General features: G+C 67.0%; 19 protein-coding genes and 1 pseudogene. 12 read left to right on the top strand and 8 right to left on the bottom strand.

All coding sequences use genetic code 11. From position 1 onward, the window contains the following. Positions 1 to 14: 14 nt before the first annotated feature. On the bottom strand, positions 15 to 1,142 hold the full coding sequence (gene dnaJ / locus ACFQRC_RS03890; RefSeq protein ID WP_379957947.1) for a molecular chaperone DnaJ: 1,128 nt from the start codon (positions 1,140 to 1,142) through the stop codon (positions 15 to 17). Positions 1,143 to 1,257: 115 nt separating this feature from the next. After that, a complete protein-coding gene (gene dnaK / locus ACFQRC_RS03895; RefSeq protein ID WP_379957949.1) occupies positions 1,258 to 3,171 on the bottom strand; it encodes a molecular chaperone DnaK in 1,914 nt (637 codons plus the stop codon). Positions 3,172 to 3,295: 124 nt separating this feature from the next. On the opposite strand from dnaK, the gene ACFQRC_RS03900 reads away from it, so the two are divergent. Both ACFQRC_RS03900 and ACFQRC_RS03905 read left to right on the top strand, forming a co-directional pair. Next, entirely contained in the window at positions 3,296 to 3,763 is a 468-nt protein-coding gene (locus ACFQRC_RS03900; RefSeq protein WP_379957952.1) for a copper chaperone PCu(A)C, read from the top strand. Positions 3,764 to 3,902: 139 nt separating this feature from the next. Then, positions 3,903 to 4,361, top strand: coding sequence for a hypothetical protein (locus tag ACFQRC_RS03905; RefSeq protein ID WP_379957954.1), 459 nt, complete (start codon positions 3,903 to 3,905; stop codon positions 4,359 to 4,361). Positions 4,362 to 4,373: 12 nt separating this feature from the next. Here ACFQRC_RS03905 and ACFQRC_RS03910 read toward each other — a convergent pair whose 3' ends face one another. Continuing rightward, complete coding sequence (locus ACFQRC_RS03910; RefSeq protein ID WP_379957956.1) at positions 4,374 to 4,580, bottom strand: hypothetical protein; 207 nt, start codon at positions 4,578 to 4,580, stop codon at positions 4,374 to 4,376. Positions 4,581 to 4,834: 254 nt separating this feature from the next. Between ACFQRC_RS03910 and ACFQRC_RS03915 the strand changes: the two genes are divergently transcribed. Then, complete coding sequence (locus ACFQRC_RS03915) at positions 4,835 to 6,937, top strand: putative bifunctional diguanylate cyclase/phosphodiesterase (RefSeq protein ID WP_379957958.1); 2,103 nt, start codon at positions 4,835 to 4,837, stop codon at positions 6,935 to 6,937. 9 nt (positions 6,938 to 6,946) lie between these two features. On the opposite strand, the gene grpE is transcribed toward ACFQRC_RS03915, so the two are convergent. After that, the gene (gene grpE / locus ACFQRC_RS03920; RefSeq protein ID WP_379957960.1) at positions 6,947 to 7,477 is read right to left on the bottom strand and encodes a nucleotide exchange factor GrpE; all 531 of its coding nucleotides are present in this window, start codon (positions 7,475 to 7,477) and stop codon (positions 6,947 to 6,949) included. Then, positions 7,474 to 8,541: a heat-inducible transcriptional repressor HrcA gene (hrcA, locus tag ACFQRC_RS03925; RefSeq protein WP_379957963.1), complete on the bottom strand. Its 1,068-nt coding sequence runs from the start codon at positions 8,539 to 8,541 to the stop codon at positions 7,474 to 7,476. Before hrcA ends, grpE begins: the two co-directional genes overlap by 4 nt. Before the next feature lie 125 nt (positions 8,542 to 8,666). Here hrcA and rph point away from each other — a divergent pair, with 125 nt between their 5' ends. The 3 genes from rph to hemW all read left to right on the top strand — a co-directional run bounded on the left by rph (position 8,667) and on the right by hemW (position 11,225). Then, positions 8,667 to 9,383, top strand: coding sequence for a ribonuclease PH (gene rph, locus ACFQRC_RS03930; protein ID WP_379957966.1), 717 nt, complete (start codon positions 8,667 to 8,669; stop codon positions 9,381 to 9,383). Continuing rightward, a complete protein-coding gene (gene rdgB, locus ACFQRC_RS03935; protein ID WP_379957968.1) occupies positions 9,380 to 9,982 on the top strand; it encodes an RdgB/HAM1 family non-canonical purine NTP pyrophosphatase in 603 nt (200 codons plus the stop codon). Before rph ends, rdgB begins: the two co-directional genes overlap by 4 nt. 94 nt (positions 9,983 to 10,076) lie before the next feature. Continuing rightward, entirely contained in the window at positions 10,077 to 11,225 is a 1,149-nt protein-coding gene (gene hemW / locus ACFQRC_RS03940) for a radical SAM family heme chaperone HemW (RefSeq protein ID WP_379957971.1), read from the top strand. On the opposite strand, the gene ACFQRC_RS03945 is transcribed toward hemW, so the two are convergent. Continuing rightward, the gene (locus tag ACFQRC_RS03945; RefSeq protein WP_379957973.1) at positions 11,222 to 12,409 is read right to left on the bottom strand and encodes a penicillin-binding protein activator; all 1,188 of its coding nucleotides are present in this window, start codon (positions 12,407 to 12,409) and stop codon (positions 11,222 to 11,224) included. The two genes, hemW and ACFQRC_RS03945, sit on opposite strands and share 4 nt — an antisense overlap. Between ACFQRC_RS03945 and rsmI the strand changes: the two genes are divergently transcribed. From rsmI to ACFQRC_RS03965, 4 genes are read left to right on the top strand one after another with little or no spacing between them, the layout of a single operon-like run. Next, on the top strand, positions 12,408 to 13,247 hold the full coding sequence (gene rsmI, locus ACFQRC_RS03950) for a 16S rRNA (cytidine(1402)-2'-O)-methyltransferase (protein WP_379957975.1): 840 nt from the start codon (positions 12,408 to 12,410) through the stop codon (positions 13,245 to 13,247). The genes ACFQRC_RS03945 and rsmI overlap by 2 nt on opposite strands. Next, positions 13,244 to 13,594, top strand: coding sequence for a YraN family protein (locus tag ACFQRC_RS03955; protein WP_379957977.1), 351 nt, complete (start codon positions 13,244 to 13,246; stop codon positions 13,592 to 13,594). Before rsmI ends, ACFQRC_RS03955 begins: the two co-directional genes overlap by 4 nt. Positions 13,595 to 13,648: 54 nt before the next feature. After that, positions 13,649 to 14,593: a glutathione synthase gene (gshB, locus tag ACFQRC_RS03960; protein WP_379957979.1), complete on the top strand. Its 945-nt coding sequence runs from the start codon at positions 13,649 to 13,651 to the stop codon at positions 14,591 to 14,593. Continuing rightward, a complete protein-coding gene (locus ACFQRC_RS03965) occupies positions 14,590 to 15,204 on the top strand; it encodes a DedA family protein (protein WP_379957981.1) in 615 nt (204 codons plus the stop codon). The genes gshB and ACFQRC_RS03965 overlap by 4 nt, the downstream gene beginning before the upstream one ends. Here the strand turns inward: ACFQRC_RS03965 and ACFQRC_RS03970 are convergent. Continuing rightward, entirely contained in the window at positions 15,201 to 16,124 is a 924-nt protein-coding gene (locus ACFQRC_RS03970; RefSeq protein WP_379957984.1) for a tyrosine recombinase XerC, read from the bottom strand. The two genes, ACFQRC_RS03965 and ACFQRC_RS03970, sit on opposite strands and share 4 nt — an antisense overlap. Further along, entirely contained in the window at positions 16,117 to 16,815 is a 699-nt protein-coding gene (locus ACFQRC_RS03975; RefSeq protein WP_379957987.1) for a DUF484 family protein, read from the bottom strand. Before ACFQRC_RS03975 ends, ACFQRC_RS03970 begins: the two co-directional genes overlap by 8 nt. An 18-nt stretch (positions 16,816 to 16,833) precedes the next feature. Between ACFQRC_RS03975 and ACFQRC_RS03980 the strand changes: the two genes are divergently transcribed. Then, positions 16,834 to 17,304 carry a hypothetical protein gene (locus ACFQRC_RS03980; protein WP_379957990.1) on the top strand — a complete coding sequence of 157 codons (471 nt, stop codon included), beginning with the start codon at positions 16,834 to 16,836 and terminating at the stop codon, positions 17,302 to 17,304. A 91-nt stretch (positions 17,305 to 17,395) separates the two neighbouring features. Continuing rightward, positions 17,396 to 17,495, top strand: a pseudogene (locus tag ACFQRC_RS03985) (IS5/IS1182 family transposase); the annotation flags it as partial. Positions 17,496 to 17,691 lie beyond the last annotated feature (196 nt).

Genomic DNA, 17,691 nt, shown 5'->3' on the forward strand with positions numbered 1-17,691 from the left:
AATGACGAACGAGGTCAGGCTGTTACGTCGCCCCAGAAACCCTTGAGCTTCTTGAAGAAGCTGGAGCTCGCCGGACATTCGTCGCCCGTTTCCGTCGTGCGAAATTCCTCGAGCAGCTCCTTCTGCCGCGCCGACAGACGGGTCGGCGTTTCGACCTCGACCTGGATGACCATGTCGCCATGGCCGCGGCCGTTGAGGACCGGCATCCCCGCGCCGCGCTGGCGGATCTGCTTGCCGGACTGGATGCCGGCCGGAATTCGGATTTCGTGATGCTGTCGATCGAGGCCCGGCACGTCGATCACACCCCCCAGGGCCGCCGTGGTGAAGCTGACCGGACAGCGCGCGAACAGGGTCGTGCCCTCGCGCTGGAATAACGAGTGCCGCGCGACATGGACGAAGATGTAGAGGTCGCCGGCGGGACCGCCCCGCGCGCCGGCTTCGCCCTCGCCCGAAAGGCGAATGCGGGTGCCTTCGTCGACTCCGGGGGGCACGCGGACCTGGAGCGACTTGCGCCTCTCCACCCTGCCCTCGCCCCGGCACTTGTCGCACGGATCGGCGATGACCTCGCCCACGCCGCGGCAGCTGGGACAGGTGCGCTCGACGACGAAGAAACCCTGGCTGGCGCGGACCTGGCCGCGGCCGCCGCACATGTTGCACGTGCGCGCCGCCGTGCCCGGCTTGGCGCCGCTGCCGCCGCACGGCTCACAGCCGGCCGTGCCGTCGATCTGAAGCTCGACCTGCTTGCCCGTGAAAGCGTCCTCCAGGCTGATCTCGAGATCGTAACGCAGGTCCGATCCGCGCAGCACGTTGCCGCGCCGGTCGCCCTGGGCGCCGTTCATGAACTCGCCGAAAATGTTCTCGAATATGTCGGAGAAGCTGCCGAAATCCTGCGCTCCGCCGCCCCCCATCCCGCCATTCTGGAACGCGGCATGGCCGAAGCGGTCATAGGCGGCGCGCTTCTGCGGATCCTTCAGGCAATCATAGGCCTGGCTGATCGCCTTGAATTTGGCCTCCGCATCCGTGCAGCCGCCATTGCGGTCCGGATGACATTCCATAGCGAGGCGGCGGTAGGCGGACTTGATCGTCTTGTCGTCCGCCGTCCGCGAGACCTGCAGCAATTCATAATAATCGGTATCAAGCATGACGGCCCCCACAGGCCGTCACCCCGGCGATGGCCGGGGTCCCGCTCACCTCTTCGGCACAGAGGCGGAGAAAAGCGGGATTCCCGCTTTCGCGGGAATGACGGCACTGCATGTCTTAACCCTTGTTTTCGTCGTCGACCTCGGAGAATTCGGCGTCGACGACGTCCTCGTCCTTGGCCGTCTCGGCGCTTTCGGCCCCGGCTTCAGGAGACGCGGCCGCGGCCTGCTCCTTCTCGTAGATCGCCTGGCCGAGCTTCATCGCCACCTGGGCGAGCGCCTGGGCCTTTTCGGTCATGGCGTCCGGATCGCCGCCCTCGACGGCCGTCTTGGCTTCATCGACAGCCGTCTGGATCTCACCCTTCAGCGTCTCGTCCACCTTGTCGCCATGCTCCTCGAGCTGCCGCTCCGTGGTGTGGATCAGGCTCTCGGCATTGTTCTTCGCCTCGGCGGCGGCGCGGCGCTTCTTGTCCTCGTCGGCGAACTTCTCGGCATCCTGCACCATCTGCTCGATGTCGGAGTCGGACAGCCCGCCCGACGCCTGGATGCGGATCTGCTGCTCCTTGCCGGTGCCCTTGTCCTTGGCGTGGACGTTGACGATGCCGTTGGCGTCGATGTCGAAGGTGACCTCGATCTGCGGCACGCCGCGCGGCGCCGGCGGGATCCCGACCAGATCGAACTGGCCGAGCATCTTGTTGTCCGCCGCCATCTCGCGCTCGCCCTGGAAGACGCGGATGGTGACGGCGTTCTGCTTGTCTTCCGCTGTCGAATAGGTCTGCGACTTCTTGGTCGGGATGGTCGTGTTGCGGTCGATCATCCGGGTGAAGACGCCGCCCAGGGTCTCGATGCCGAGCGACAGCGGCGTCACGTCGAGCAGCAGCACGTCCTTGACGTCGCCCTGCAGTACGCCCGCCTGGATCGCGGCGCCCATCGCCACGACCTCGTCGGGATTGACGCCGGTATGCGGCTCCTTGCCGAAGAAATCCTTCACGACTTCCCGGACCCTCGGCATACGGGTCATGCCGCCGACGAGGATGACCTCGTCGATCGCGTCGGCCTTGAGGCCCGCGTCGGCCAGCGCCTTCTTGCAGGGCTCGAGCGTGCGCTTGATGAGGCTCTCGACCAGCTTTTCGAGGTCGGCGCGGGTGATCGCCTTGACCAGATGCTTCGGACCGTTCTGGTCAGCGGTGATGAAGGGGAGGTTGACCTCGGTGGTCTGGGCCGCGCTAAGCTCGATCTTCGCCTTCTCCGCGGCTTCCTTGAGGCGCTGGAGCGCGAGCTTGTCCTTGGTGAGGTCGATGCCTTCGGCCTTCTTGAACTCGGCCGCCAGATATTCGACGATCTTGGCGTCGAAATCCTCGCCGCCGAGGAAGGTGTCGCCGTTGGTCGACTTCACCTCGAACACGCCGTCGCCGATCTCCAGGATCGAGACGTCGAACGTGCCGCCGCCCAGATCGTAGACCGCGATCGTCTTGCCGTCCTGCTTCTCCAGCCCGTAGGCAAGCGCCGCCGCGGTCGGCTCGTTGATGATGCGCAGCACTTCCAAGCCGGCGATCTGGCCGGCATCCTTCGTCGCCTGGCGCTGGGCGTCGTTGAAATAAGCGGGCACGGTGATGACGGCCTGGGTCACGGTCTCGCCGAGATACTGCTCCGCCGTCTCCTTCATCTTCTGGAGAATGAAGGCGGAAATCTGCGAGGGCGAATAATCCTCGCCGCCGGCCTTGACCCAGGCGTCGCCATTCGGCCCCTTGCTGATCGTATAGGGGACGAGCTCCATGTCCTTCTTGGTCACGGGATCGTCGAAGCGGCGGCCGATCAGGCGCTTGACCGCGAACACGGTGCTGTCGGGATTGGTGACCGCCTGGCGCTTGGCCGGCTGGCCGATCAGCCGCTCGCCATCCTTGGCGAAGGCGACGATGGACGGGGTCGTGCGCGCGCCCTCCGCATTTTCGACAACCTTGGGCTTGCCGCCTTCCATGACGGCGACGCAGCTGTTGGTGGTGCCGAGATCGATACCGATAACTTTTGCCATATGATCCTCTTATGCCCCAATAAAATGCCCGCCCGCGCGCTCACAAGGGCACGCGGGTGTTACGGTGGCGATATAGGGGCGCTTCGGATTGCTACAAGAAGTCGGGCCGCGCTATGGGCGGGACATGCGTTTCCCCACCCTCCCCGCTTTGGCCGCCTTGCTGTTCCTCTCCGCCTGCGACCCGCGTTCTTCGCCCCCTCCGCCGGCCGAACCCAAGGTCAGCGTTACCGACGCCTGGGTCCGCCTCCCGGCCGTCCGCGGCCGCCCGGGCTCGGGCTATTTCACCGCCACTTCGACGACGGTTCCCGAAGCCATTACCGGCGTCACCAGCCCCGCCCCGGGCCGGGTCGAGATGCACGAGAGCATGGCGATGGCGAGCGGCATGACCTCGATGCGCGCCATGGAATCCGCCCCCTTCACGACCGGCGAGCCGCTCCGCTTCGCGCCCGGCGGCAAGCATCTGATGCTGTTCAGCCTCGATCCGACGGTGAATCCCGGCGATACCCTCGTCCTCGCCTTCCGCTTCGCCGAAGCCCCGCCGCTGACGGTGCGGGCGAAGGTGATCGCGGCGGGCGACCCGGCGCCGGAGTGAGAAATCCAAGCCTCGTTCGTCCCGAGCCCTTCGGCTGCCGTCTGCGGCGGCCGCTCAGGATGAACCAAGGTCCAGGGGCGTATGTGATGAGTCCGTGCCAGCGCCCCTCGATTGCGCTCGGGACGAACGGGAATTCGGCATGACCTCCCGCCCGCTCACACAAGCGGAACGCAACCTCGCCGCTTCCGTCTTCGGCGGGGCGATCGACTATGACACCGTCCGCATCCGCAATCGCAAATGGTGGCCCTTACAGCCGAAGCGCGTCGCCATGGCCCCCGACGGCCACATCTGGTTCCATCCGCGAGGCGGCCTCTGGTGCGAGGATTTCGCCGACCGCCCGCTGCACGCCCAGGGCCTCTTCATCCATGAGATGACGCATGTCTGGCAGGCTCAGACCCGCGGTCGCTTCTATCTCCCTCTGATGCGCCACCCCTTCTGCCGCTACAGCTACGCAATCAAGCCCGGCTGGCCGCTGAAGCGCTACGGCATCGAGCAGCAAGCCGAGATAGTGCGCCACGCCTTCCTGCTGCGCGAAGGCGCGAAGGTGCCCGGCGCGCCACCGCTGGGATTGTATGACAATCTGCTTTCGTTCGGATAAATCCCCGCCGAGTCAGATGTCGTGGCGGGGGTGCGGTTTTCGGCCGGGTCCGCCTTTGGGAAGATCGGTGACGCTGTCGAACAGGCGCCAGCCTTTGTCGTCGCGGAGCAATGGCCGCCTGCACCGAAGGCAACTCGTCCTGAAATTGAGATTATCGAACCATACGCGGCCCTTGTCCACGCTGTGCCCGAACAATCCGCATAAGCTCGACGCGATCACCGGGCTCCCCCCGGCGCGCATAGCGCCACACTCCGCCGAAGGACGCAAGTGCCCAGCGCCTTGCATTCCATTTTTGGGACAAGGGAGGCAAAGGCGCGTCGTCGTGCGCCGACCGCGTCTTAAGCCCCGGGGCTCAATCGCTCGACCTTGGCCCTATCCGGCGCTTTGCTCTTTCGCGGGCGACGCCGATGAGGGCAATCTTTTAACGATCCTCCGCTATGCGATCCGTACTAACGCGTGGAGGGGAACGCTTGATGATGCGCGTCGTGAGCTGCCTCGCCACTGAGCACAACATCTGGTTGGTAGCGCTGGCCGCGGGCGTCTGCGTCGCCGGCATGCTGGTGACGCTCAGGCTGCACCGACGTGCCGTCGGGACATTGGGCGCGCCCCGCTTCGGCTGGCATTTCCTGACGGCGGTTTCCGGAGGCGCCTCGATCTGGTCGACCCATTTCATAGCCATGCTTGGATACGAGCCGGGCGTCCCCATCGTCTTCGAGCCCGTGCTGACCGCCATGTCGCTCCTGATCGCGATGCTGGGCACGGGAATTGGCTTCGTCGTGGCGACCAGCGGGTTGACCCGGGTTGCGCCGGCCGCGGGCGGCGCTCTGGTCGGCCTCTCCATCGCCGCCATGCATTATACCGGAATGTTCGCCTACCGCGTCGAAGGGCTCGTTGCCTGGGATTCGGCCTATGTGGTCGCCTCGATCGTGCTTGCCGCCACCCTGGCCGGGGCCGCTCTTCATACGGCGCGGCAACCCCGCGAGGGCCTTGGGGCGCACTTGCCGACCGCCCTGATGGTGCTCGCCATCGTCAGCCTGCACTTTACCGCGATGGCCGCGTTCAGTGTGACGCCGATGAGCGCCAATATGGATTCGAACTCCGCCGCCTATCAGGCGATGGCGCTGTCGATAGCGGTGGTTGGCCTGGTCATCGTCGGCTCGGGCATATCCTCGCACCTGATCGACAGCCGGACACGGTCGGATTCGGACGATCGGCTGCGTCACATGGCGCTGCACGATCCGCTGACCGGCTTGCCCAACCGAACCAGCTACAGCGACTTTATGGCGCGAAAGCTCCGCGAAGCCGCGGCCAGGGGCATGAAGCTGGCGGTGCTCGGCATCGATCTCGACGGCTTCAAGGAGATCAACGACGGCTGGGGCCATTCGGCGGGCGACAAGGCCCTCATCTGCCTCGCGGAGCGCCTGCGGTCCATCGCCACCGACGGCGGCTATGCGGCTCGGCTGGGCGGCGACGAATTCGCCGCCGTCACGATGTTCGCCGAGGAGGCCGATCTGCACGCCTTCGTCGAGACCGTCGAGCAAGCGACCCAAATGTCGATCATCCTCGACAACAGCAGCGCCTCCATTCGCGCCAGCATCGGCGTCGCCGTCTTCCCTCGCGACGGCGAGAATTGCGAGGCGCTGACCAAGAATGCGGACCTCGCAATGTACGGCGCGAAGGCTGATGCTCTCCAGAATACCTGCTATTACGATCCGCAACTGGGAGAGGCCGTGCGATCGCGGCGTGCGCTGGTCGAGGACCTGTCCGCGGCGATCGCAAACGAGGAGCTCACATTATGCTATCAGGTGCAGACCTCGATAGCGGGCGACGAAATCCGGGGATATGAGGCGCTGGTGCGCTGGACCCACCCCACCAGGGGACCGATTGGACCGACCGAATTCATTCCGCTGGCCGAATCGCACGGCCTCATACAATCACTGGGCGAATGGGTTCTGCGCCGCGCTTGCCGGGACGCCGCTTCATGGACGCCGCCGTACAGGGTCGGCGTCAACCTTTCCGCCGTTCAGTTGAGCCAAAGCGACTTCGCCCGGACCATCCATGAAATTCTGGTGGAAACGGGACTGCCCCCGCACCGCCTCGAGCTTGAACTCACCGAGACTGCGCTGATCAAGGACCAGCTCCGTTCCCTTCACGTCATTCGCCAGATCAAGGCCCTGGGCGTGCACGTGGCGCTCGACGATTTCGGCACAGGCTATTCCTCCCTGGAAACGCTCAGGACTTTTCCATTCGACAAGATCAAGCTCGACCGTACCTTCGTCGAGGGCCTCGGCCGGAGCCCGCAATCGCTGGCCATCGTCCGCGCGGTCATGGCGCTCGGCAAGAGCCTCGACATTCCGGTTCTGGCCGAGGGGATCGAGACGGTCGAACAGCTCGAATTGTTGAGGTCGGAATCCTGTGACGAAGTTCAGGGCTTCCTGCTCGGCAGGCCGATCCCGCTTTTCGATCTGGCCGCGCAGGGGGGGCCGAAACCGCTGGAGGCGAGCGGTGCGCCCGCGGCCTCCCGGTGCCGCCGCCGGATCGCCGAGGCGCCACTCATCCGCGCCGCGAGGGCATGACGCGGCCTTCTAGCCGCCCTTCTTCGCCACTCCCACCAGGGCCGGCCGCAGCAGCCGGTCCTTGATCATGTAGCCGGCCTGCATTTCCTGAATGATGGTGCCGGGCTCGGCCTCGTCGCTGGGTATCTCGACCATCGCCTGGTGGCGGTTGGGATCGAGCGGCTGGCCCACGGCCTCGACCCGGACGATGCCGTTGCGCTGGAAGACGGTGTCCAGCTCGCGGCCGGTCGCCTCGATGCCGGCGATGAGGCCTTTCAACTTGTCGTCCTGGCGCAGCTCATCGGGGACAGCGGCCAGCGCCCGGTCCAGATTGTCCTTCACGCTTAGCATGTCGCGCGCGAAACCGGTGGTCGCATAGGCCGAGACATTCTGCTTCTCGGCTTCCAGCCGGCGGCGAACGTTCTGCGTCTCCGCCTGAGCGTAGAGGACGTGCTGGCGGACCTCCTCCAGCTCCTTCTCCAGCTCCGCCAGCCGGTCGAGCTCCCTCGCCTCGGGCTGGGTCTCGCCGGTGTCTTCGCGCATAATCTGGTCGTCGTTCATGCCATCAATCTCGATAGTGCCTGTGCCGTGAAATCCACCATGGGCACGACGCGCGCATAGTTCAACCGCGTCGGCCCGATGACGCCCACCACGCCGACCACCTTGCCGTCGCCGCCGCGATAGGGCGCGGCGATGACCGAGGAGCCGGAAAGGGCGAACAATTTATTCTCCGAGCCGATGAAGATCTTCATGCCCTTGCCGGCGGTGGCGCTGTCGAGCAGGCGGGCAATCTCCTCCTTGCCTTCCAGCTCGTCGAGCAGCTGGCGGACCCGCTCCAGATCGGCGGCGGCGTCCCGGTCGAGCAGATTGGCCTGGCCGCGCACGATCAGCACCGGGCGCTGGGCGCCGTCGCGCGACCAGACCGCCAGGCCGCGCGCGACCAGTTCCTGCGAGACCTGGTCGAGCGCGGCCTCGCCGTCCCTGATCTCGGTGGCGAGGCGCGCGAGCGCGTCGGGGAGAGTGAGGCCGGAAAGGCGGGCGCTGACATAATTACCCGCCTCGCCGAGGGCGGCGGGAGAGATTCCGGGCGGGAGATCGACCACGCGATTCTCGACGCTGCCGTCGCTCCCGACCATCACGGCCAGCGCCTGATCGGGCGACAGCGGGACGAAGCCGAATTGCCGCAGCACCGGCTCGCGCTTGGGAACCAGCACGATGCCGGCGCAGGCGGAGAGGCCGGACAGCACGGCGGTCGCGGCCGAGATCGCCTCCTCGATCGGTCCGCCGCGCTCCAGCCGTGCCTCGATCGCCGCCCTTTCCTCGGCGGTCGGCGCCGCCGCCTGCATCATACCGTCGACGAACAGGCGAAGGCCGCCCTCGGTGGGGACGCGGCCGGCCGACGTATGGGGATGGCTGAGAAGGCCCAGTTCCTCCAGATCCTGCATGACGTTGCGGATCGAGGCGGGCGACAAACTGATGCCGGGCAGCTTCGAGATCGTGCGGGAGCCGACCGGCAGCCCGGAATCGAGATAGCCCTCGACCACCATCCGGAACACGTCACGGGCGCGGTCGGTCATTTCGGAGATGGGAGCGGCGGACATGAGGAGAATGTAGTCATCCGTCATTCCAGCGAAAGCTGGAATCTCACTTCTCTTTCGCTGGCTGGGCCGAAGAAGGGAGATTCCAGCTTTCGCTGGAATGACGAAGGAGGGCTCGCTAAGGCCCCGCGCGAACCACCGAAAGGATAGACATGCGCCCATCCGGACGCGCGCCCGATCAGATGCGGGCGATCACCATGGAAGCCGGCTTCGCCCGCCACGCCGAGGGAAGCTGCCTCGTCGGCTTCGGCGACACCCGCGTGCTGTGCACCGCCTCGGTCGAAACCAGCCTTCCGCCCTGGCTTCGCGGCAAGGGCAAGGGCTGGGTCACCGCCGAATATGGCATGTTGCCGCGCGCGACTCACACAAGGGGGCGGCGCGAGGCGGCGAGCGGCAAGCAGTCCGGCCGGACGCAGGAAATTCAGCGCCTTATCGGGCGCTCCTTGCGCGCCGTGGTCGATCTCCAGGCCCTGGGCGAGCGCCAGATCACATTGGACTGCGACGTCATCCAGGCCGATGGCGGCACCCGCACCGCCGCCATTTCGGGCGCCTGGGTGGCGCTGCGCATCGCCATCGACAAGCTGATCGAAGCCGGGCAGCTCGCAACCGATCCGATCCAGCGCAAGGTCGCGGCGGTCAGCTGCGGCATCCATAATGGAACGGCGGTGCTCGATCTCGATTATATCGAGGACAGCTCCGCAGGCTGCGACGGCAATTTCGTGCTGACCAGCGACGGCAATATCGTGGAGGCGCAGGTGACGGCCGAGGGCGAATGCTACGATGAAGAGGGCCTGCTCCGCCTCCTCCGCCTCGCCCGCATCGGCTGCACCGATATCTTCGCCGCGCAGGACAGGGCGACCGGCCGATGAGGCGCCTGCAACCCGGCAAGCTGGTCATCGCCAGCCACAATCCGGGCAAGGTCCGCGAGATCGCCGACCTGCTCGGGCCTTATGGCATCGAGCCGGTCTCGGCCGCCGACCTCGATCTCCCCGAGCCGGACGAGACCGGCAACAGCTTCGTCGACAATGCCGAATTGAAGGCGCGGCTGGCGGCGGACCTGTCCGGCCTCCCTGCCCTCGCCGACGATAGCGGCCTCAGCGTCGACGCGCTCGACGGGCGCCCCGGCATCTATTCCGCGCGCTGGGCGGGCGAGAGCAAGGATTTCCACCTCGCGATGGAGCGGGTAGAGGAGGAAGTTCTCGCCAAGGGGCCGGAGGCGGGCCGCAACGCCCATTTCGTCTGCGCGCTCTCGGTCTGCTGGCCCGATGACGGCCAGTGCGAGAGCTTCGAAGGCCGGGTCGACGGCCTGCTCGTCTGGCCGCCGCGCGGCGAGAACGGTTTCGGCTACGACCCGATGTTCCAGCCGATCGGCCGCGAGATGACCTTCGGCCAGATGGACCCCGCCGACAAATATGCGATGAGCCACCGCGCCGACGCCTTCCGCAAATTGGTGGCGGCTTTGCTGTGAGCGAAATCCGACACGTCATTCCAGCGCAAGCTGGAATCTTCTTTCCTTGTTGAGCGTCCGGGAAAAGGACAGGGAGATCCCAGCTTTCGCTGGGATGACGGTTGGGGCGGAGCCGCTTGCCCTCTACGTCCACTGGCCGTTCTGCGTCTCCAAATGCCCTTATTGCGACTTCAACAGCCACGTCCGCGCCTCGGTGGACCAGGCGCAATGGCGGGACGCCCTCATCGCCGATCTCGCCCATGAGGCGCGGGTCGAGCCCGGGCGCAGGCTCGGCTCGATCTTCTTCGGCGGCGGCACGCCCTCGTTGATGCCGCCCGAGACCGTGGCGGCGCTGATCGAGGCGGCGGAGCGGCATTGGGGCTTCGCTCCCGGTATCGAGATCACGCTCGAGGCCAATCCCTCGTCTGTCGAAGCCGCGCGCTTCGCCGACCTCGCCGCCGCCGGCGTCAACCGAGTCTCGCTCGGCCTCCAATCGCTGGCCGAGGAGGCCTTGCATTTCCTCGGCCGCGCGCACGATGTCGCTGAGGGGCTCGCCGCGCTGGAGACGGCGCAGCGCGCGTTCGGCCGGGTCAGCTGCGACCTCATCTACGCACTGCCCAACCAGTGCGAGGCGGAATGGGAAAGGCAGCTCGCCCGCGCACTCTCCTTCGGCACGGGCCATCTCTCGCTCTACCAGCTGACGATCGAGCCGGGCACGCGCTTCGCCGCGCTTGCCGCGAAAGGGGAACTGCATCCGGCCGATCCCGATTTCGCCGCCGGCCTGTACGAGCTTACGGCGGCGATGACGACGGCGGCCGGCCTTCCCGCCTATGAAATCTCCAACCATGCCCGCCCCGGCGAGGAGAGCCGCCACAATCTCGCTTACTGGCGCTACGAATATTATCTCGGCGTCGGGCCGGGCGCCCATGGCCGGCGCGGCGGCCACGCCACCCAGCGCCATCGCAAGCCGGAAAACTGGCTCTCCGCGCTCGCCCGCAACGGCCATGGCATCGTCGAGGAGACGCCGCTCGATCCCGCCGCCGCCACCGTCGAGGCGCTGCTCATGGGGCTGAGGCTGCACGAGGGCGTCGACCGGGCCCGCATCGCCGCGCTGGCGGGCCGCCCTTTCGATACGCTCGTCGACGCCCGGGCGGTGGACCGGCTGACACGGGAGGGCCTGCTGTCGCGCGACGGCCAGCGCCTTCGCGTCACGCAGGCGGGAATGCTCCTCCTCGACGCGATCCTCGCCGAGATTGTCCTCTAGTCGCCGAAGCTGCGCGGCGCGGGCGAGACGACGCTGTTGCCGCCGGCGCCGACCTGGAGCACTTCGAGCATCCGGTCGGCGACGCCGTCGCGGCCGAAGCGGAAGGCGCCGTCGACGCCCATGAAGCCTTCGTCGCTCCTCAGCGCCTCCTCCGGGAAACGCTGGCCGATGCGCCAGTCCTGCCCGATCCGCACCGCCAGCAGGACGGCATCGTAGCCGAGGCTCGCCAGACGATATGGATTGGCGCCGTAGCGGGCGCGATAGCGGGTGCGAAGCTGGTTGAACATCGTGTCGGGGACGCTGGCGAACCAGGCGCCGCGCAACGCGGCGGTGCCGCCCAGATCGTCCTCGCTCTTCCACAATTCGGTGCCGAGGATGCGTGCCTGCGGAGACGCGCCGGCGCGGATCAGCGGGGCGGCGGTGATCGCGATCCGGCCGCTGTCGGCGACGAGGATCACGTCATAGCCGGATTGGCCGCCGAGCCGGGTGACGGCGGAGCGGAGCGACTGGGTGCTGCGATCATAGGGCTGCATCGCCACCATCCGGCCGCCGGCGCGTTCGACCGAATCGATCAGCGCCTGGCTCGCGCGGCGGCCGTAATCGCCGTTGGGGATAAGGCCGGCGAAGCGCTCCAGCCCTTGCGAGCGGGCATGGCCGACGACCCGGTCGATCGACTGGGCGGGGTCGAAACCCATCAGATAGACGCCGTCGCCGGCAACAGCGACATCGTTCGAAAAGGCCACCACCGGCACGTCGGCGCGCCTGGCGAGCGGCGCGATGGCGCGGACATCCTCGGCGAGCAGGGGGCCCAGGAACAGGCGGTTGCCGTCGGCGAGCGCTTCGTTGGCGGCGGCGGCGGCGCCCTTGGCCGTGTCGTAAACCGTGATCCGGATCTTTTGGCCGCCCGTGTCGAGCAAGGCGAGGTTGGCGGCGTTGGCGATCGACTGCCCCACGCCGGCATTCTGACCGCTGAGCGGGACCAGCACCGCGACCCGGTTGCGATTCGTGTCCTCGGGGAGACCGGGCGTCGGCGTGGGCGTGGGGGTCGGCACCGGCTCCGGCGCGGGCCGGGGGCGTCCGCTCGGCACCATCTGGCAGCCGGCGATCAGCAGGCCCAGTCCCGCCGCCGCCGCGATCCGGAGGAACGAGCGCCGCGCTTGCGGGCGAGTGAGCTGCTCTGCCATGACGTTATCCCTGATGACCCTTTTACCCGGCCTCTATATCGTCGCGACCCCAATCGGCAATCTTTCCGACTTGAGTCCGCACGCCGCGGCAGTGCTGGCCGAGGCCGACCTGATCGCCGTCGAGGACAGCCGGGTGACCGCGAAGCTTCTCCGCCATATCGGCGTCAAGCGGCCGATGAAGCCCTATCACGACCATAGCGACGAGCGCACGCGACGCGATCTCGTGGCGCGGATGGCGAGCGAGGCCGTAGCGCTGGTCTCCGACGCGGGGACGCCCCTCATCTCCGATCCGGGCTACAAGCTCGTCCGCGACGCCCGCGCGGCCGGGGTCGCGATCCACACCGTCGCCGGCCCCTGCGCCGCCATCGCCGCCCTGACCCTGGCGGGCCTTCCGACCGACCGCTTCCTCTTCTTGGGCTTCCTGCCGGCCAAAACCGGCGCCCGCGCCGCCGCCATCGCCGAGATCGCGACGGTTCGGGCGACGCTGATTCTCTATGAAAGCGGCCCCCGCCTCGGCGCCGCGCTGGCGGCGCTGCGCGACGGCCTCCGCGACCGGGAAGCCGCGGTGGTGCGCGAGATCAGCAAAAGGTTCGAGGAGACCGTGACGGGCAGCCTGTCCGAACTCGCCGGGCGTTATGCCGATTCGGCGCCCAAGGGCGAGATCGTGATCGTCGTCGGCCCGCCGGGCGAACCGGAACCTGCGGGCGAGGAGGATGTCGAGGCCGCGCTGCGCGAGGCGATGACCCGACTCTCGGTTTCGCGCGCGGCGGCCGAGGTTGCGCACACGCTCGGCCTGCCGCGCCGCGAGGTCTACGAACGGGCGCTCGCGCTCAAATGAACCGCCGTCGCGCCGAACAAGGGGGACGGCGCGCGGAATCGGTCGCGGCTTTGTGGCTCCGGCTCAAGGGCTGGGCCATTCTCGCGCGCCGGGTACGGACGCCGGTCGGCGAGGTTGACTTGGTGGCGCGGCGCGGGCGGACGGTGGCCTTCGTCGAGGTGAAGGCGCGGGCGACAGAGGCGGACATAGAGATGTCGCTCGATGATTATCGTCTTCGCCGGGTCGCCGCCGCCGCCGAGGCGGTCGCCGCCCGCTTCGTCCGGCCGGGCGACGACATGCGGATCGACGCGATCTTCATCGTCCCGCGCCGCCTGCCCCGCCATCTCGCCAACGTCTGGCACGGGTGACAGAGCGGGTCCGGCTCTCTAGAGGCCGCCACAGATCGTCCGGAGAATTTGCCGATGTCGTTGCGTGTCGCCGTCCAGATGGACCCCATGGAAGGCCTCAACATCGCGGGCGATTCGACCTTCGCGATCATGCTGTCGGCGCAGCAGCGCGGCCACCGCCTCTTCCACTATCTGGCGCCCCACCTCAGCTATTCCGACGGCCGGGTGCGGGCCCATGCCCGCCGGGTCGAAGTCCGCCGCGAGCAGGGCAATCATTTCGAGCATGGCGAGTGGGAGACGCTCGACCTCGCCGACGACGTCGACGTGGTGCTGATGCGCCAGGACCCGCCTTTCGACCTCAGTTACATCACCGCCACCCACCTGCTCGAGCGCGTCCAGCCCGGCACTTTGGTGGTCAACGATCCCGCGTCGGTGCGCAATGCGCCCGAGAAATTGTTCGTGCTCGATTTCGCGCAATTCATGCCGCCGACCCTCATCACCCGCTCGCTGGAAGAGACCCGCGCATTCCAGGCACGGCATGGCGAGATCGTCGTCAAGCCGCTCTACGGCTATGCCGGCGGCGCGGTATTCCGGATCGGCCGTGAGGGCCAGAATCTCGGGGCGCTGACGGAATTGTTCAGCCATGTCTGGGTAGAGCCCTTCATGGTCCAGGCCTTCCTTCCCGACGTGACGCAAGGCGACAAGCGCATCGTCCTCATCGACGGCAAGGCGACGGGCGCGATCAACCGCATCCCCGGCAAGGGCGAGATCCGCTCGAACCTCGCCGCCGGTGGCACCGCGCAAGCGACCGAGCTGACGGCGCGCGAGCAGGAGATTTGCGAGACCATCGGCCCCGAACTGGCGAGGCGCGGGCTGCTCTTCGTCGGCATCGACGTGATCGGCGGTTATTTGACCGAGATCAACGTCACCTCGCCGACCGGAATCGTCGCCATCGACCGCTTCAACGGCACCGACACGCCCGGCATCATCTGGGACGCGATCGAGGCGAAGCTTCAGTGACCGACTGGGTCATCCGCCTGATCGAGCAAGCGGGCTATTTCGGCGTCTTCTTCCTGATGTTCCTGGAGACGGTGTTCCCGCCGATCCCGTCGGAGGTAATCATGCCGATCGCCGGCGTCGCGGCTGCGAACGGCGCGATGACCCTGTGGGGCGTCATCCTCGGCGGCACGCTGGGCGCGATGTGCGGCAACTTCTTCTGGTATGTCGTCGCCCGGATGATCGGCGTGGAGCGCTTTCGCCCTTTCATCGAGCGGCACGGCCGCTGGCTGACGCTCGACTGGTACGATGTCGAGAAAGCGGAACGGATGTTCGGCCGCTTCGGCCCGATCCTGGTCGGCGTCGGCCGGATGATGCCGACGATACGCTCGGTCATCTCGATCCCCGCCGGGCTGCTGCACATGCGGCTCGGCACCTTCCTCATCTGGTCGGCCATCGGCACCGCCGGGTGGAGCTCCGCGCTGGCCGTGGCCGGCTATCTGCTCGGCCGCCGCTTCGGCGAGATCGACCATATCCTCGGCCCGCTCTCCTCGGCGGTGATCGGCCTCATTGTCCTCACCTACATCTGGCGCCAGCTCACCTGGCGCAGGCGCCACGCGAAGCACGAACGCTAGGCCCGGGGATGGGCGTTGCGGTAGACGTCCATCAGGTGCGCGGTATCGACCGCGGTATAGATTTGCGTCGACGACAGGCTGGCATGGCCGAGCAGTTCCTGAAGGGAGCGGAGATCAGCGCCGCGCCCGAGCAGATGGGTCGCGAAGCTGTGGCGGAGCGCGTGCGGCGTCGTCCGGTCCGACAGGCCCAGCCGCGCCCGCGCCCGCCGCACCGCGCGGCGGACGATCTCGCCCCGAAGCGGCCCTCCCCGCGCCCCTCGGAACAAAGGCCGGTCCCCGGCTGAAGGATAAGGGCACAAAGCGAGATAACGCTCCATCGCGTCGCGCACCGGCGCCAGCAGCGGCACGATCCGCGTTTTGTTTCGCTTGCCGGTGACGGCGAGCGTCTCGCCCAGCGGCAGGGCCGTGCCGTCCAGGTCGAGCGCCTCCGCCACCCGAAGCCCCGACCCATAGAGCAGCAGCAGCAATGCCAGGTCGCGCGCCCCGATCCACTCCTCGGCCGCGTCCTCCGCCACGTCCTCGGCCAGCGACACCGCCTCGGCGGGCGAGATCGGCCGGGGCACGCTCCGCGCTCTCTTCGGCCCCTTGAGGCGCGGCGGCGCGGCCGTGTTCCCGCTCTCCGCCGCCGCGAAGGCGAGGAAGCCGCGCACCGCCGACAGCTCGCGCGCCGCCGAGCTGTTCCCGAGGCCCCCCGCCCGGCGGTGAGTCAGGAAGGCGCGGAGATCGGACGGCCGAAGGCTCGTCAGTGTCCCTCCATCCACGACCTCGCCTTTGTAGCCGGCGATAAAATCGATTAGCCGATGTGCGGTCGCGACATAGGCCCGGACGGTATGGTCGGAACGGCGGCGGTCGCGCGCGAGATGGTCCCGCCAGCGCGCGGCGATATCCCGTGCCGGATGATCCGTCAGCGAATCAGCCACCCGGTATCAGCCAGCGCCCCATGCAGCGGGTCAGCACGCGGCCGAGAAAGACGAGAAGCTCGGAGCCGTGGCGGGTCTCGAAGCCCTGCGCGCCGCGCTGGCCGAGCGCGAGCAGGCCCCTGGGGAGCGGCGCCTCGCTGTCGAGCCGCACCAGCGCCTCGGCGCGGATTAGGTCGCAGGCCGGGCCGAACAAAGGATGGCCCCGCTCGCAGCCGCGCAGCACGACACCGTCGAACTGGGCGATCGACCGCTCGATCACGCGCGGATCGACGAACTGAAGCCCGGAGGCGTCGGCACGCATCCCCTTGTCGCCGACGAACAAAGCGACCGCGACCGCGTCCAGCCCCAATATCTGCGGCCATTCCTGGGTGACGATGTGGATGAGATGGTCGAACCCCTCGGCCTCCACGGCGGCCAGCACGGCCTCGTGGATCGAGTGCACCGCCCCCGAATGGCCGCGCGCGAAGGCGATCAGATCCTGATTGGCCTCCTCCGCCGCCGCCACCCGCGCGCGAAGGTTGGCCACCGCGCGGTCCTCGAAGTTGATCACCATGCCCATGGCGCCGAGCTTAACCGCGATATGGTTAAGATGCGATGGCGAAATGAAGCCCCTTCGACCGTAGCGGTCGGCAAGCGATGTTCGCATGAGGGGCATTGCGAACGTCGACTCGCGCGTGCAGGCTGCGATCATTCTTGCGGGAGAAGCTGTGTGATGCTGGGTCTTCTACTTCTGCTCGTACAGGCGACGGAGAGAGCGCCTGCCGCTTCCCCCATGCTCATTGTCCCTGACGCCGAATTTGCGGTGAGCATAGGCCATTGCTCTGCAGCCGATCGCTCTTTCGATATGGACCGAGTTTGGTTTCTTGAGGATCGAGCCGCGCACATTGACTCGCCGACCGGCCTGTTGCGGATGAGCATCGACAGGGACAACCTCGTGATTGAGGAGATGCGAGGGAATTCCATGGGTACCAAACACATCTCGAATATCGGACACATGCTCGCGGAAGGCGGGATAAAGCCCGACCTCCGGCTGAAGCTCGGAGTCCTGGATCGCGACCTGGTGGTCTACTGGCGAGAGACATACGAGAACCGCGTCTATCGACAGGGCCTGTTGAGCGTTGAGGGAAAGGAGCCCGTTCCGCTCTGCGAAGGAAAGGGTGGTTTGAATTATTCCCACTGAGCCGGCGGAAGTTCGCGGTAGACACAAACGAGGCTAGGCCGTGAACCCATAACAGGATTCCCAAGGCGGCTCGGTTCTGATTCAAGGCTGAATGAGCCGATACGATTTGACCGATTTCGAGTGGCGGGCGATCGAGCCGCTGTTGCCCAACAAGCCGAGGTGTGCCGCGGGTCGATGACCGGCGGGTTCTATGCCGACTACGTATAATTCCGTAATTCCGGGGACACTATACTTCCCGTAATTCCGGGGACACTATACTTAATTCCGTGCGACTTTGTCTGGCTGCACCGCGCCCGGCCGGAAAATAATTAAGTATAGTGCCCCCGGAATTGCTCCCGGAGTTGCTGCCGGAATTGTCCGGAATTGTCCTCCCCGGAATTGTCCGCG

Origin of the sequence: Enterovirga sp. GCM10030262, from assembly GCF_042666435.1 — a bacterium.
Lineage (GTDB): Bacteria > Pseudomonadota > Alphaproteobacteria > Sphingomonadales > Sphingomonadaceae > Allosphingosinicella.